We start from the raw sequence: 14127 nt of genomic DNA, 5'->3' as shown, positions 1-14127 counted from the left end.
GGAAGGGTCTTTTTGTTTAAACTAATTATCTAATTTCTTCACAATTTTCAAGCCGAACATCATTGTGAAGAAAAGAATTCCAAACAAGTAATACAGGGCATACTCTACTCGTATCGTCGAATTTTTGTCAGTAATATATAAAATAAATAGTATCGCAGAGCCGATTAAATGAGAGAGACCGAAAATTTGCGCCATAAGCTTTAAGCCCATTTTTTCAATTCTTTCATCTGTCTCAGGTAATGGGTATTGCTCGGACTCTTTTTTTTTTTTCTTAAAGAATATTCGTTTCACTACTAATAGTACCAAGGCTAAGAGTATGTATACGCTAGCGAATAGAAGGACAGAACGAATCTTTTCTTCATCACTACTATTGAAATAAAGAAAGGCCGATCCTAACACTAAAATAGTAAGATGCGAAGCAAACCCTTGGATAAAATTATTTTTCATTTTTTTCCTCCCCAGTCTTATCTAATTGAAATAAATCCTCCACTTTACAGCCGAAAAACTCACATAATTTCAATGCTAATTCTAAACTCGGGTTGTATTTATTCTTCTCGATAGCGATGAGGGATTGTCTAGTGATTTGAACAGAGGAAGCTAATTGCTCTTGGGTGATGTCTCTAACGACGCGGAATTGTTTTACTTTATTTTTAATCAAATATACAAAGTCTCCTTTTTGTAAATTTGTTACATTTATAATATCCATTTTTAGGTAAAAAGTAAATAAAACTTTACAAAAAGTAAATAAAACTTTACGAGAAATATTGCTTGTTATGATGTTGTTTTTTGTGATAATTTGGAATTAAATGAAAAATGAAAGTCGATAGAGGAGATTCAATGGGGAGCAAAAAGAGTAAGAAAAAGCAAGCTAAAAGACAAAAGTATATAAAGAAAAAACAGGAACAGAACATACCTCTTTCAAAAAAAGTAGTCATTATGATAGAAAAAACATTTCGGTATATTTGTATGGCTCTGTATGTGATTTTGTGTATGTATTCATTTGGACTGTTTTACAGTTTTGAGATAACTCCTAATATTATTGAGAGTAGTCTAGTTTTTATCCTTGTTGTAATAGAATTGGTTTTATTCGTTATATTCTTTCATAAAGTATGGCCTAGTTATGAAAGTAAGAGAGATAGGAAAAGAAAAAAGAGAAAAAATCTTCATCCGATTCAAGCTCATCAAGTGGATTTGGTGATTATAGTAGCAACGATTGTAGCAGCTCAAGTGATGGTGGAGGAGATTGCGGAGGTGGTGGAGACTAAGTTAGTTTTTCAGAAGAACGACTAATGAAAGGATGAGACAAAAGGTGGAAACTGCAAATTTATTAGAATTAACAAAGGACATTCAAGAACAACATAAAAACTTCGTCGTTTCAAATGTAAATAATCATTGCTTACGAATCGCCGTATTTACTGGTGAATATGATTGGCACTATCATTCTAATTCGGACGAATTATTCATTGTATTAGAGGGAGAATTACTTATTGATTTTCAAGATGGGGAGACAGCAATTTTAAAACCGAACGATTCCATCTTAATTCCAGCAGGAACAATTCATAGAACGAGAGCATTCAAGAGAACGGTAAATCTTTGTTTTGAAAATATAGAGGCGGATACGATTAAAGTGGAGCAATTATGAAAAAATTATCTGTAGCCCAGTATAGAAAAATCCTTCCGATTTTAGAAGGTCATACAAGGACAACAACCTTTGCTCATGCGGTATGTGATCAAATGATAGATGGTGAAGTTTTTGCAAACGAGAAGTTAACAGCAGGACTAATTCGTACAGCTAATGGTATCTATTATTTATTTGGTGATACGGATGATCAAAATTATAACGAATATTTATTTGCATATTTAAAAATGGCTATTGAAAAAACAGAGAAGAGATTTACATTGTTCACTTCGAGTGACGAGTGGGAAATGATGTTAGAAGAGCGTTTTAGTAATGCATTTCGGAACATTCCACGAATGACATTTCAATTTCAAAGAGAAGTTTTTGAAGATAGAAAAATAGAATTAAATAAAAATACATATGAAATTAAACGTATTGATAAAAGTGATATAGAACGAAGTAATGAATTTACAGAGGATTATTATAAAGAATATTGGGGATCAAAAGAAGTGTTTTTAAATAACGGCTTTGGTTTTTGTATAGAACAAGATGGGATGATTGTAGCCGAATGCGTCTCAATATTTAGAGGGAATGGTTTTGCTGAAATTGATATTGCAACACATGAAGCACATCAAGGGAAAGGGTTAGCTCAAGCTGTCGCAACACGTTTCATTGAACAGTGTATACAAAATCATATTACACCATGCTGGGATTGTTATGTAGACAATATTCCTTCGCAAAAATTAGCTAGTAAATTAAGTTTTCATAATCCAATAGAATATAGTTTGTTTGTACGTAAGAGAACGGGGGAATAAAAATGAATGTGGAGCTAACGAGATTTAAAGTGAAACAAGGTAAAAGTCATCGGGTAGATGAATGGATGCAGCTTCTTAATGGCAATATGAAAGAAGTGCTTTTGACATTAAACGACGAGAAAATGTATGTAGAGACAATTTTCCGGGAAATAAGAGATGGAGAAGAGTACTTATATTGGTATTCTGTGCAAGGAGAAGGCGGGGCTCTTGTCGAAAATTCTCATCATGCAATTGATAAAAAGCACTTAGCGTTTTGGTATGAATGTATTGATGAAGAAGCACTGGCTGTCGATCTGAAGACGGAAGTCGTTATGATTCAAGATGTTGTGAAAGAAGCGATGAAATAATAGAGTAGTATTTTGTAAAGATAAACCATCCTCTTTTTTGGTGAAATATATATTATTGGAGATGCTGTAAGATGCGAATTAGTCATAAATATATCACTCTCGATGAAATAGAGATAATCAGAGACTCATTAGATAAATTGCATGAATATCATAACAGTAAATCAAAATATTTTTCTGGTGATTATCCAAGAATGACATTTGAGGAACGTATTGAAGATTATAAAAAAAATTCAAAGTACGGAGAATATAGAATTGAACTATTGATTGAGTTAGAAACAGATAATATATTAGGCTTTTGTATAGCGTATAGTAAAAGCGTAAGTGGGAAGATTGAAGTTTTATTTGTTGATGAAAAATATCGAAGAAACGGATTCGGTTTGAAATTAATGAATAGTGCAGTGGAATGGTTTAAAGAAAAGCAAGTAGATGACATTGAATTAATAGTAGTGTACGGAAATGAAGCTGTATCGTTTTATCAAAAGCTGGGATTTTATCCACGTTCAATTATTATGACAACTAAATCATAAAGATATTATGAGAATATATCTTTTAAATGAGTGGAAGTTTTTATTTCGAAAAAATTGATTTGTATGTTAAAAAATTAAAATATATGTGCTTTTTATTATGAAAATTTTTTTGGATTTGAAGGGAGTTATGCAAAAGTAACAGAAGGTGTGAAAAATGATTTAACAATAAACTCAAAAGAGTTTCTGTACCAAATGAAGTCTTTAGCAAAAAATAGTGAAGGTATACCAAGTGATTATTTTGAACAATATTATAAAGAAATAAAAAACACGAAACCAAAAGACATACCAATATACGGAGTAGTCGTAACTGGAAAAACAGAGGATTTACAAGGTTTACAAGGAGCCCCATATATTAAAGCGGCTGTTAGAGGTGTAACAGTGGAGAAATATTAATTACAGTTAATTAATGTGAATAATCAGAAAATTTATGTTATAATATGGGAAAAGGAGGTTTATATGAGGCAAATACATGGAGCAATTTATATTTACATAACAATGTTTTTCGTGGCGATATCCTATGGATTAGGGCACGTGTATTCGCATCCTATACTAACTTTTTTAAGCGGAGCATGTATGGCGTTTGCGCTTCTTGTCCACCTTTTCTCAGTTTGGATCGTGAAATTTCAAATAAATATTAGTGAGATAGAAGAAGGCACTTTTTAAAGGGCCTTCTTTAATAAAAAGGTAGCGATCACGCTACCTTTTTTATTATTTCACAAATTGTAATTCTTTCGGGAATTTCGTTAAGATTTCTGATCCGTCTTTTGTGATGTAAATATCATCTTCAATACGAACGCCGCCTACGTTTGGTACGTAAATACCTGGCTCGATTGTGAAGACCATACCTTCTTTTAATAGAGACTCATTGCCTTCTTTTACATCTGGATATTCGTGTACGCTAATTCCAAGTCCGTGACCAAGTCGGTGTGGGAAGAAGTCTCCATAACCTGCATCTGCGATAACAGAGCGAGCGGCGTTGTCAATTGCACCAAATGTAACGCCTGGTTTACATGCTTCAACTGCTTGTAGTTGTCCAGCAAGTACAGTGTTGTAAATGCGAGTTTGTTCTTCAGAAAGTTCACCAAATGCTACTGTACGCGTAATGTCAGAGCAATAACCTTCAATGATTACACCTAAATCAAATAGTACGAAATCGCCGCGTTTCATTTTGTTTGCACCTGGAATACCGTGTGGAAGAGCAGAGTTCGCACCTGCTAATACCATCGTGTCAAATGACATTTTATGTATGCCTTTTGTTTTTAATTCGTGTTCAATGATTGCTAATACTTCTAGCTCACTACGATTTTCTTTAATTGCATTTACACCAACTTCAACAGCATAATCTGCCATTTTAGCCGCTTCACGCAAAATAGAAAGTTCTTTTTCATCTTTAATTAAGCGAAGTTCGCGAACTTTCTCTTCAGCTGATTTGAAAGCTGCATTTGGGAATAACTTTGTTAATTCTTCGTAACGTTCTACGTTTAAATGTTCTTTTTCAATTGCAACTGCATTTGCATCAATACCACGATCTTTAATTGCTTTTGCAATCATATCCCATGGTCTGTCCGTATCAGTAAATCCGATAATCTCATGTGCCCAGCCAGCGTTACGTGCTTGGCCTTCTTCCATTTTAGGACAAATTAAAATAGGCTCTTTTTCTTGGAATACAAACATACCAAGTAGTCTTTCATGTGGTTCACAGTGGAAGTTTGTCATGTAGAAGACGTTCGGTGTAGAAGTTAAGAACGCAGCTTCTACGTTTTTTTCTTTTAGCCATTGCATTAAATTTTCTAATCTAGCATTCATCGATTGGCACCCCCGAGATATTTAATTACAAATATAACTTTACATCGGACGAAAGCGTTATGACAAGTAAATCGATGTTAGAAAAGACAGGGAATTGAGAAATCATGTAGAATAAAAAGTGTGAATGTGAATAGGGGAGGAATGTAATGATGAAAGTATCGTATCACGGGCATTCAGTTGTAAAGATTGAAACGAATGGAAAAGTTATTTTAATTGACCCATTTTTAACGGGAAATCCGAAAACAGATTTAAAGGCTGAAGATGTAAAAGTTGATGCGATTATTTTATCTCACGGTCATGGTGATCATGTTGGAGATACAGTAGAGCTTGCGAAGAAAAATAATGCAGTTGTTGTAGCACCATTTGAACTGGCGACATTTTTAAGTTGGCAAGGTGTAAATACACATCCAATGCATATTGGAGGTTCTCATGAATTTGACTTCGGAAAAGTGAAGTTTACACAAGCATTCCACGGTTCTAGTTATATTGACGAAGAAAATAAGACGATTACATATACAGGTATGCCAGCGGGTATTTTGTTTACAGCAGAGGAGAAAACGGTATATCATGCAGGAGATACTGCTTTATTCTCTGATATGAAGTTAATTGGAGAACTGAATAATATTGATTTAGCATTTTTACCAATTGGCGATAATTTCACAATGGGGCCAGAAGATGCTGTGTTAGCAGCAAAATGGATAGAGGCGAAAACAGTTGTACCGATGCATTACAATACGTTCCCAGTTATTGAACAAGATCCATATCAATTTGTAGGAAAGCTACAAAATTGTACAGGGAAAGTATTAGAAGCTGGAGAAAGTATTACACTATAAAAAAGAAACCCTTCATTTGAAATGACAAGTGAAGGGTTTTTTATGTGTGTAGTACAGTTTTTAAAGCCTGTATTTGTTTAGCTGATTCTTCTCGTTTTGTACGTGGCTGTTCAGGTGTTTCATTCAATTCCATCGCAACTTTTTTCCCATCTACGAAAGCTAAAAACACAGCACCTATAACCTCTAAAAACTTTTTCATAATGTATTCGCTCCTTTGTTTCATTTCTTGTCTTAATTGTATATTGAAGCGTGTGGACAAACTATCGAACGAGATGACAATACCATTACATTGTTGTAATAGAATGACTGGTGTAATGTAAGGAGCATTTTGTTATAAAAAAAATAGTACAGACATACAAAGAGAGAGTGTAACAGTTTTGGAAATATAGTATACTGAAAATACAACACATGAAGAATTTAGGGAAAAGAAAGTATGGTGAAACCATTTGGCTACCAAACATAATCAAATTTTAGAACATATTAATAGCCTGCCAGTAGGGCATAAAATTTCTGTGCGGCAAATTGCGAAAGATTTAAGTGTAAGTGAAGGGACCGCTTACCGTGCAATTAAAGACGCAGAAAATAAAGGATATGTTAGTACAATTGAACGTGTCGGAACAATTCGAATTGAACAAAAGAAGAAAGAGAATATCGAAAAACTGACATATGCAGAAGTCGTTAACATTGTCGATGGTCAAGTACTTGGAGGCAGAGAAGGACTACATAAAACATTAAATAAATTCGTAATTGGGGCTATGAAATTAGAAGCGATGATGCGCTATACAGAAGCAGGGAATTTACTTATCATCGGTAACCGTACGAACGCACATCAATTAGCATTAGAAACAGGGGCTGCTGTATTAATTACAGGTGGATTTGATACAGAAGAGCATGTGAAAAAGTTAGCAGATGAATTGAAATTGCCAATTATTTCAAGTAGTTATGATACATTTACGGTCGCAACGTTAATTAACCGTGCAATTTATGATCAACTTATTAAGAAAGAAATTGTACTAGTTGAAGATATTTTAACACCAATTGAAGAAACACTATATTTAAAGCCTAGTGACATAGTGCAGAAATGGCATGAGTACAATGAAGAGACGATGCATGGACGTTATCCAATTGTGGATGAAAATAAAAAGGTGTTAGGTATCGTAACTTCGAAAGATATGATTGGTGTTGCGAAAGAAACACCGATTGATAAAGTTATGACGAAACACCCTATTACGGTAAACGGAAAAATGTCTGTCGCAGCTGCAGCACGTATGATGGTGTGGGAAGGTATTGAATTACTTCCTGTTGTGGAGGATGGAAATAAATTGCAAGGTATCATTAGTCGTCAAGATGTACTTCAGGCCTTGCAGATGATTCAGCGTCAACCACAAGTTGGTGAAACGATTGATGACATTGTAACGAATCAATTTATGACGCCGAAAGAAGCAAAAAATGAGCATTTATATCAATTTTCAGTGACACCACAAATGACGAATTCAATCGGGACGTTATCTTACGGTGTATTCACAACAATTGTGACAGAAGCAACAAACCGCGTCATTCGTGCGCAGAAGAAGAGCGATTCAATTGTTGAGAACTTAACAATTTATTTCGTAAAACCGGTTCAAATTGATAATGTTGTATCGGTTCATCCGAAAGTATTAGAAATTGGCCGTAAATTTGGTAAGGTTGATGTAGAAGTACATCATGAAGGTAATGTTGTCGGGAAAGCATTACTTATGGTGCAGTTAATCGATAAATAAAAAGGTGGAACAAATCGCTTTGGTTTGTTCCATCTTTTTTGTTTTATTGGGTTTTGAAGCTGTTGCTAAAGATGTGGAGGAGTTTTAGCTGGAAATATATATATAAGGAGAGATGATTGTATAATTAGAAAAAACAGAATATTAATCCATTTAGAGTGTATACTATGATATAATTAGATTGTAAGATAATGGATGACGGAAGGGGGATGCAATATGTCATCAGAATTACTCTTTTTTGGTGGTATCGCACTCTTTTATTTCCTTGTGATGATACCAATTCAATACTTATACTTACAAGGATTAAATGAAAAAAAGAAACGAACAGGATTATCTCAGCAAGAACTATACAAACAGATGTCTTTTGGAGAAGAACAATTACATTTTCACGTGCAAGGTAATCCCTTTAATATACCATCTGCGTTTGTTGCATATATGATTTTGAAAGTGAAGGGACGTAAAAAAGCATCACAATGTTGATGCTTTTTTTACGTTGTTTTATAAGATTCGGCTTCTTTGACTGCTAATGGTAGAAAATGTTTATATTGGCGGAATCCATTAAATGTACTCGCGCTGCCAAGTAACATAAACAAAACACCAACGATAATGCGTGCAGTTGAAAGTTCTAAAAAGAATTGGTTTATCCCAAAGAATAGGACGAATAAGCCGAGTGCCATTGCGGATTTTCCAGAGAGCCAACCTTTCTCCATTGGACGGTTTGTACGAAAGAATTTTGTTTTATAGAAGAGGTACAACACAAATGAGATGATAATACAAAAGACGAATACTGGCATAATACACGCTCCCATCGATTGGTATAAAAATAACAATTTAGAAAAAAGAAAAATCTAAACTTTCTAACTTTTATTATAAAGCAATTGTTCGCATGTATGAAATGTTTTCCGTTATAATGGGGGATAAAGTGAAACTTTAATTAGTGTGGGGAGATCCCACGTGCTAATTATTAGCCCTCACCAATCGGGCTTTTACGTGCATCCAGGCTCCAAATTAATTTTGCCCCATTGTTTTTAATACTTTTGAGGTGGGAGTCTTACTACACGTTAATGCGGGATAAAATGAAGAAGTTGAATAAAAAGGAGATTATACATATGCATGAGCAAATTTTAGGAGCAATTAAAGAGTTTGATACAATTATTATTCATCGTCATGTACGTCCGGATCCGGATGCGTTAGGTTCTCAGTGCGGACTTGGTACAATTCTGCAAGAATCGTTTCCAGAGAAAAATATTTATATGGTTGGGTACAACGAGCCTTCTTTATCGTTTTTACGAGTAATGGATGATATTGAAGATAGTGTATATGAAGATGCACTTGTTATCGTTTGTGATACAGCGAACCAAGAGCGTGTTTGTGATCAGCGTTATGCAAAAGGAAAGATGTTAATTAAAATTGATCATCATCCGAATGAAGACCCGTACGGAGATATTACATGGGTGGATACGACAGCAAGTTCTACAAGTGAAATGATTTATGAATTTTACAGTTATGGAAAAGATAAAGGATTAACGATTTCAAAGGAAGCAGCTCGCCTTATTTTAGCGGGTATTGTTGGAGATACAGGGCGTTTCTTATTCCCGAATACAACAGCGAAAACACTTCGTTACGTAAGTGAGCTCGTTGACATGGATGTAAAATTCACAGATTTATACAATGAAATGTATAAGACGAAAGAAAAAATTGCTCGTTTGAACGGTTATATTTTACAAAACTTTACGATGGTAGAAGAAGGTGCAGCGTACATTAAATTAACGAAAGAGGTACTAGAAGAGTTTGATGTACTTTCTACTGAAGCATCTGGTGTTGTCGGAGCACTTGGTAATATTGATGGATTAAAGGCATGGGTTCTATTTTTAGAGGAAGATGATGTTATTCGTGTTCGTCTTCGTTCAAAAGGACCAGTTATTAATAAATTAGCAATGCAATATAATGGCGGAGGACATCCGATGGCTTCTGGTGCAAAAGCATCTTCTTGGGAAGAAGCAGATCGCCTGTTTGCTGATTTACGTGAGCTGTGTAGATAAAAATTGTATGTTGAACGAAAGAGAAGGAGAGGCACAGAAGCCCTCCTTTTTTTTATTTTTCTTTCTCTATATCAATACTAATTTCAAGTACGGTATCAAAAGAGACTGTGTCTACTTTAAAGCGGTATATACGATCGTAATGTTTGTACGTTTTATTTTCGATGACTTTTTTGAGCAGGTCTTTATTTTTTGCGATGCTTTGAATGTTTTTCGTTAAAAGATGCTGGAGATCATTATGGATAGAAGTGGTCATGTTTTCAAGTGTAAGATTGTCTAAATCATATTTTTTTCGATTTATAATTTTTATTTTGATTTCTTGAATTGTTAAGAGCCGTTTATTTTCTGTGTTCAATTTCTCTTGGTCTTCGAGAAGGACGTGGAGTTTTGCTTCTTGTTTTTCGATAATTTCTTTTTGTTCTGCTATTTTACTAGTTTGTTCTTCTTGAAATACACCGTATATGTACAAAAAAACAAACCAGCTCAATACTCCTCCAACAGCAGCGCCAGCTAAAACTAAATACCACCTTTTGGCTGTATTGGCACTGGGTACTCTCATAAATGTTCCTGTGTAAGCCATTTAATAATAATAAGACCAGTTTGCATACCGCCAGTTGCAAAAAAAATAAGGAGAATTTGTTTTACGATATCTTTCATATCTCCGCCAAAGAAGCTTCTTTCAAAGCTATAAAAGGTATCGAACGTTCCGCCAATTGCTGCAACGAGTGCCCAAATTCTTAAATTTTGGGCGAATTGATTAATATAAGTTAGAGTTGGTTTTCCGATGAGAAATGCACCAAATCCGCCTATTAATGAACCACCAAGTATAACTCCAAAGGCAATAAAATAACTAATAATAAGCAGAGAGAAAAAAGTATGTTCTCTTACATCCATCGTCATTCCCCTTTCTTCTTCATATATATGGACAAAGTATGAGAAGTATGTTTTGATTTCCGCTTTCCTCATCACCTATAATAAAAGTAGTCACATAGGTAAAGAGAGGGTACAACAGTGAAGTTTGTGCATTTACAATGTCAAACCGTTTTTAGTTTATTAAAAAGTGCTTGTAAAATTGATGAGCTTGTCATTCGGGCGAAAGAGCTTGGATTTTCATCGCTGGCCATTACAGATGAAAATGTTATGTATGGAGTTATTCCGTTTTATAAAGCATGCAAGAAAAATGGTATACAGCCTATTATCGGCTTAACAGCTTCTATTTTTAGTGAAGAAGAAGAAAGGTCTTATCCACTTGTCTTACTTGCTGAGAATGAAATAGGCTATCAAAATTTATTAAAGATCTCTAGCAGCATTATGACGAAGTCAAAAGAAGGTATCCCGAAGAAGTGGCTTGCTCATTATGCGAAAGGGTTAATTGCAATTTCACCAGGGAAAGACGGAGAGATTGAACAGCTATTATTAGAAGACAAAGAGAGTCAGGCTGAAGAAGTAGCTCATACGTATCAAAATATGTTCAGCAATTTTTATATAAGTTTGCAGCATCATGCAATTCAAGATGAACTGCTTTTACAAGAAAAACTGCCTGAATTTATTAATAAGGTAAACGTTCCAGTCGTTGCAACAAATGATGTTCGCTATATTAATCAAAGTGACGCACTTGTTCATGAATGTTTATTATCTGTTGAAGGCGGAACGAAAATGACTGATCCAGATAGACCGAGAATGAAAACGGATCAGTATTATTTAAAGTCATCGGATGAAATGGGAGCACTATTTTCTCATGCTGAGGAAGCGGTTCAAAATACAATAACAATCGCGGAACGTTGCCAAGTAGAAATTCCTTTCCATGTAAATCAATTACCGAAATTTCCTGTTCCATCTAACGAGACGAATGATACGTATTTGCGCCGTGTTTGTGAAGAAGGCTTGCAGAAACGCTATGGTACGCCGAAAGAAGCGCATATAGGACGTTTGGATCATGAATTAAATGTTATTTCTCGTATGGGATTTAGCGATTATTTCCTCATCGTATGGGACTTTATGAAATATGCACATGAAAATCATATTTTAACTGGGCCAGGCCGTGGATCGGCAGCTGGTTCACTCGTTTCTTACGTATTGGAAATTACAGATATTGATCCGATTGAATATGAATTATTATTTGAAAGGTTTTTAAACCCTGAACGTGTGACACTTCCAGATATTGATATTGATTTTCCAGATATAAGACGTGATGAGATGATTCGATATGTGAAAGATAAATATGGTCAGCTTCGTGTTGCTCAAATTGTAACGTTCGGAACTCTTGCAGCGAAAGCCGCAATTAGAGACATTGCTCGTGTAATGGGGCTCCTGCCAAGAGATATTGACATATTTTCAAAACTTATCCCATCAAAGCTTGGTATAACGTTAAGAGATGCATATGAGGAATCGCAATCGCTCCGTGAGTTTATACAAGGGAATCTGTTACATGAGCGTGTGTTTGAAATTGCAAAACGTGTAGAGGGATTACCGCGTCATACGTCTATTCATGCAGCTGGCGTTATTATGAGCCAAGAACCGTTAACGGGAAGTGTAGCGATTCAAGAAGGGCATAACGATGTTTATGTTACGCAATATCCAGCTGATGCATTAGAAGAACTTGGATTGCTCAAGATGGACTTTTTAGGCTTACGTAATTTAACGTTACTTGAAAATATTATAAAATTTATTGTTGAAAAAACTGGGAAACAAATTGATATAAGAAATTTACCTCTGCAAGATGAAAAGACGTTTCAATTGTTAGGAAGAGGGGATACAACAGGTGTATTCCAGCTTGAATCAGGTGGTATGCGAAATGTACTTCGTGGGTTAAAACCGAATGAATTTGAAGACATAGTCGCTGTTAACTCGTTATACAGACCAGGACCGATGGAACAAATTCCAACCTTTATTGAATCGAAGCATGGGAAAAGACAAATTGAATATTTACATCCGGATTTAAAGCCGATTTTAGAAAGAACATACGGCGTAATTGTATACCAAGAACAAATTATGCAAATCGCATCGAAGTTAGCTGGATTTTCGCTTGGAGAAGCGGATTTGCTGCGCCGTGCAGTGAGTAAAAAGAATCGTGATATTTTAGATCAAGAACGTAAGCATTTTGTTCAAGGTTGTTTGGAAAATGGATACGATGAGACATCTTCAGAACAAATTTATGATTTAATTGTAAGATTTGCGAATTACGGTTTTAACCGAAGTCACGCTGTAGCTTACAGTATGATCGGATATCAGCTTGCATATTTAAAAGCAAATTATACGCTGGAATTTATGACTGCGTTATTATCAAGTGCAATTGGAAATGAAGATAAGATTGTGCAGTATGTACGAGAAACGAAGCGGAAAGGTTTTCACGTTTTACCGCCTTCTCTTCAGAGAAGTGGTTACAACTTCCAAATAGAAGGAAATGCGATTCGATATAGTTTACTTTCGATTCGGAATATCGGAATGGCTACCGTGACGGCATTACTCGAAGAACGAGAGGAAAAAATGTTCGAAGATTTATTTGAGTTTTGTCTTCGTATGCCATCAAAATTTGTAACAGAGCGAAATTTAGAAGCGTTTGTCTGGTCTGGTTGTTTTGACGGTTTTGGTGTTTCGAGGACGACGTTATGGAGAAGTCTTAAAGGAGCGTTGGAGTATGCAAATCTTGCACGTGATTTTGATTTAGGGGATGCTGTTCCGAAATCAAAATACGTACAAGGAGAAGAGCTATCCTTTATTGAACAGTTAAATAAAGAGAAGGAAGCACTCGGTTTTTATTTATCTAGCTATCCGACAGCGCAGTATGCGGAACTAGGAAAAGAATTAGAAATTCCATCTCTTGCTCAGGCGATGCGACATAAGAAAAAAGTACAAAGAGCGATCGTATATATAACAAGTGTGAAAGTTATTCGTACGAAAAAGTTGCAAAAGATGGCGTTTATTACATTCTGTGATCAAAATGATGAAATGGAAGCCGTTATTTTTCCAGAAACGTATATACATTTTTCGGACAGGTTACAAGAAGGTGCAATCGTTTTAGTTGATGGTACGATCGAGCAAAGAAATCATAAGTTGCAATGGATCGTGAATGGACTATATCCGCTAGAAGAAATGGATGTTTATGAAGGAATGAAAGAAGCGTCTGTTTACGTGAAATTGCCGTCTCAATATGAAAAAAAGCTTGTAAATCAAGTTACCAAAATATTGTTTGATTATTCAGGTTTTACGAAAGTACTAATTTATTATGAAAAGGAACATAAAATGGTACAATTATCTCGAAGTTTATCGATTCATCCAAGTGAAGAATGTCTAGGAGCACTTCGAGAAATTGTCGGTGACGAAAATGTCGTTGTGAAAATATAATGGACAATTTCCCTACACTTCGATTATTATAGTAGTAGTGT

At 35.1% G+C, this 14127-nt stretch carries 17 protein-coding genes and 2 pseudogenes; 12 read left to right on the top strand and 7 right to left on the bottom strand.

Features of this window, described 5'->3' with window-relative positions:
• Window positions 1–21: 21 nt before the first annotated feature.
• Both MHH59_RS23035 and MHH59_RS23030 read right to left on the bottom strand, forming a co-directional pair.
• Window positions 22–447, bottom strand: a complete 426-nt coding sequence (locus MHH59_RS23035) for a hypothetical protein (RefSeq protein ID WP_002129385.1) — start codon at window positions 445–447, stop codon at window positions 22–24.
• The gene (locus MHH59_RS23030; protein ID WP_002088966.1) at window positions 437–706 is read right to left on the bottom strand and encodes a helix-turn-helix transcriptional regulator; all 270 of its coding nucleotides are present in this window, start codon (window positions 704–706) and stop codon (window positions 437–439) included. The genes MHH59_RS23035 and MHH59_RS23030 overlap by 11 nt, the downstream gene beginning before the upstream one ends.
• A gap of 131 nt (window positions 707–837) precedes the next feature.
• Here MHH59_RS23030 and MHH59_RS23025 point away from each other — a divergent pair.
• The 7 genes and pseudogenes from MHH59_RS23025 (at window position 838) to MHH59_RS22995 (ending at window position 3970) form a co-directional block, all read left to right on the top strand.
• Window positions 838–1265 (top strand): annotated as a pseudogene (locus MHH59_RS23025) (hypothetical protein).
• 44 nt (window positions 1266–1309) lie between these two features.
• Window positions 1310–1642 carry a cupin domain-containing protein gene (locus tag MHH59_RS23020; protein WP_016120887.1) on the top strand — a complete coding sequence of 111 codons (333 nt, stop codon included), beginning with the start codon at window positions 1310–1312 and terminating at the stop codon, window positions 1640–1642.
• On the top strand, window positions 1639–2433 hold the full coding sequence (locus MHH59_RS23015; RefSeq protein ID WP_078206402.1) for a GNAT family N-acetyltransferase: 795 nt from the start codon (window positions 1639–1641) through the stop codon (window positions 2431–2433). The genes MHH59_RS23020 and MHH59_RS23015 overlap by 4 nt, the downstream gene beginning before the upstream one ends.
• A 2-nt stretch (window positions 2434–2435) precedes the next feature.
• The gene (locus tag MHH59_RS23010; protein WP_340852415.1) at window positions 2436–2780 is read left to right on the top strand and encodes a DUF6176 family protein; all 345 of its coding nucleotides are present in this window, start codon (window positions 2436–2438) and stop codon (window positions 2778–2780) included.
• 71 nt (window positions 2781–2851) lie between these two features.
• The gene (locus MHH59_RS23005; RefSeq protein ID WP_002190862.1) at window positions 2852–3307 is read left to right on the top strand and encodes a GNAT family N-acetyltransferase; all 456 of its coding nucleotides are present in this window, start codon (window positions 2852–2854) and stop codon (window positions 3305–3307) included.
• Window positions 3308–3409: 102 nt separating this feature from the next.
• A pseudogene (locus MHH59_RS23000) lies at window positions 3410–3700 on the top strand (anti sigma factor C-terminal domain-containing protein); the annotation flags it as partial.
• 63 nt (window positions 3701–3763) lie between these two features.
• Window positions 3764–3970 (top strand): hypothetical protein, encoded by a 207-nt coding sequence (locus MHH59_RS22995; RefSeq protein ID WP_002088956.1) that lies wholly within the window; start codon window positions 3764–3766, stop codon window positions 3968–3970.
• Window positions 3971–4015: 45 nt separating this feature from the next.
• Here MHH59_RS22995 and pepQ read toward each other — a convergent pair whose 3' ends face one another.
• A complete protein-coding gene (pepQ, locus tag MHH59_RS22990; protein WP_002184836.1) occupies window positions 4016–5113 on the bottom strand; it encodes a Xaa-Pro dipeptidase in 1098 nt (365 codons plus the stop codon).
• Between the two features lie 149 nt (window positions 5114–5262).
• On the opposite strand from pepQ, the gene MHH59_RS22985 reads away from it, so the two are divergent.
• Entirely contained in the window at window positions 5263–5946 is a 684-nt protein-coding gene (locus MHH59_RS22985; RefSeq protein WP_263894898.1) for a metal-dependent hydrolase, read from the top strand.
• 40 nt (window positions 5947–5986) lie between these two features.
• Here the strand turns inward: MHH59_RS22985 and MHH59_RS22980 are convergent, their stop codons facing one another.
• Window positions 5987–6145, bottom strand: a complete 159-nt coding sequence (locus tag MHH59_RS22980; protein ID WP_002184837.1) for a hypothetical protein — start codon at window positions 6143–6145, stop codon at window positions 5987–5989.
• A 247-nt stretch (window positions 6146–6392) separates the two neighbouring features.
• On the opposite strand from MHH59_RS22980, the gene MHH59_RS22975 reads away from it, so the two are divergent.
• Window positions 6393–7706, top strand: a complete 1314-nt coding sequence (locus tag MHH59_RS22975) for a DRTGG domain-containing protein (RefSeq protein ID WP_002034295.1) — start codon at window positions 6393–6395, stop codon at window positions 7704–7706.
• 213 nt (window positions 7707–7919) lie between these two features.
• Window positions 7920–8183, top strand: coding sequence for a DUF3949 domain-containing protein (locus MHH59_RS22970; protein ID WP_002034294.1), 264 nt, complete (start codon window positions 7920–7922; stop codon window positions 8181–8183).
• 8 nt (window positions 8184–8191) lie between these two features.
• Here MHH59_RS22970 and MHH59_RS22965 read toward each other — a convergent pair whose 3' ends face one another.
• Window positions 8192–8497, bottom strand: a complete 306-nt coding sequence (locus tag MHH59_RS22965) for a YtpI family protein (protein WP_002129367.1) — start codon at window positions 8495–8497, stop codon at window positions 8192–8194.
• 315 nt (window positions 8498–8812) lie between these two features.
• Between MHH59_RS22965 and MHH59_RS22960 the strand changes: the two genes are divergently transcribed.
• On the top strand, window positions 8813–9745 hold the full coding sequence (locus MHH59_RS22960; RefSeq protein ID WP_002167586.1) for a DHH family phosphoesterase: 933 nt from the start codon (window positions 8813–8815) through the stop codon (window positions 9743–9745).
• 52 nt (window positions 9746–9797) lie between these two features.
• Here MHH59_RS22960 and ytrI read toward each other — a convergent pair whose 3' ends face one another.
• A complete protein-coding gene (gene ytrI, locus MHH59_RS22955; RefSeq protein ID WP_002088948.1) occupies window positions 9798–10301 on the bottom strand; it encodes a sporulation membrane protein YtrI in 504 nt (167 codons plus the stop codon).
• Window positions 10298–10711 carry a YtrH family sporulation protein gene (locus MHH59_RS22950; RefSeq protein WP_340852412.1) on the bottom strand — a complete coding sequence of 138 codons (414 nt, stop codon included), beginning with the start codon at window positions 10709–10711 and terminating at the stop codon, window positions 10298–10300. Before MHH59_RS22950 ends, ytrI begins: the two co-directional genes overlap by 4 nt.
• Before the next feature lie 42 nt (window positions 10712–10753).
• Here MHH59_RS22950 and dnaE point away from each other — a divergent pair, with 42 nt between their 5' ends.
• Window positions 10754–14086 carry a DNA polymerase III subunit alpha gene (gene dnaE, locus MHH59_RS22945; RefSeq protein ID WP_002129365.1) on the top strand — a complete coding sequence of 1111 codons (3333 nt, stop codon included), beginning with the start codon at window positions 10754–10756 and terminating at the stop codon, window positions 14084–14086.
• Window positions 14087–14127: the final 41 nt, after the last annotated feature.

This window comes from Bacillus sp. FSL E2-0195 (genome assembly GCF_038003645.1).
GTDB lineage: Bacteria > Bacillota > Bacilli > Bacillales > Bacillaceae_G > Bacillus_A > Bacillus_A mycoides.
Note: the sequence above shows the minus strand (reverse complement) of the source record. Positions and strands in the feature narration are given on the sequence as shown.

Bases quoted from the DNA above. Each gene is read 5' to 3' on its own strand.
- MHH59_RS23030 (WP_002088966.1), bottom strand. From the start codon at position 706: ATGGATATTATAAATGTAACAAATTTACAAAAAGGAGACTTTGTATAT.
- MHH59_RS22965 (WP_002129367.1), bottom strand. From the start codon at position 8,497: ATGCCAGTATTCGTCTTTTGTATTATCATCTCATTTGTGTTGTACCTC.
- MHH59_RS22985 (WP_263894898.1), top strand. From the start codon at position 5,263: ATGAAAGTATCGTATCACGGGCATTCAGTTGTAAAGATTGAAACGAAT.
- MHH59_RS23035 (WP_002129385.1), bottom strand. From the start codon at position 447: ATGAAAAATAATTTTATCCAAGGGTTTGCTTCGCATCTTACTATTTTA.
- MHH59_RS22995 (WP_002088956.1), top strand. From the start codon at position 3,764: ATGAGGCAAATACATGGAGCAATTTATATTTACATAACAATGTTTTTC.
- MHH59_RS22960 (WP_002167586.1), top strand. From the start codon at position 8,813: ATGCATGAGCAAATTTTAGGAGCAATTAAAGAGTTTGATACAATTATT.
- MHH59_RS23015 (WP_078206402.1), top strand. From the start codon at position 1,639: ATGAAAAAATTATCTGTAGCCCAGTATAGAAAAATCCTTCCGATTTTA.
- MHH59_RS23005 (WP_002190862.1), top strand. From the start codon at position 2,852: ATGCGAATTAGTCATAAATATATCACTCTCGATGAAATAGAGATAATC.
- MHH59_RS22980 (WP_002184837.1), bottom strand. From the start codon at position 6,145: ATGAAAAAGTTTTTAGAGGTTATAGGTGCTGTGTTTTTAGCTTTCGTA.
- pepQ (WP_002184836.1), bottom strand. From the start codon at position 5,113: ATGAATGCTAGATTAGAAAATTTAATGCAATGGCTAAAAGAAAAAAAC.
- ytrI (WP_002088948.1), bottom strand. From the start codon at position 10,301: ATGAGAGTACCCAGTGCCAATACAGCCAAAAGGTGGTATTTAGTTTTA.
- MHH59_RS23010 (WP_340852415.1), top strand. From the start codon at position 2,436: ATGAATGTGGAGCTAACGAGATTTAAAGTGAAACAAGGTAAAAGTCAT.
- MHH59_RS22970 (WP_002034294.1), top strand. From the start codon at position 7,920: ATGTCATCAGAATTACTCTTTTTTGGTGGTATCGCACTCTTTTATTTC.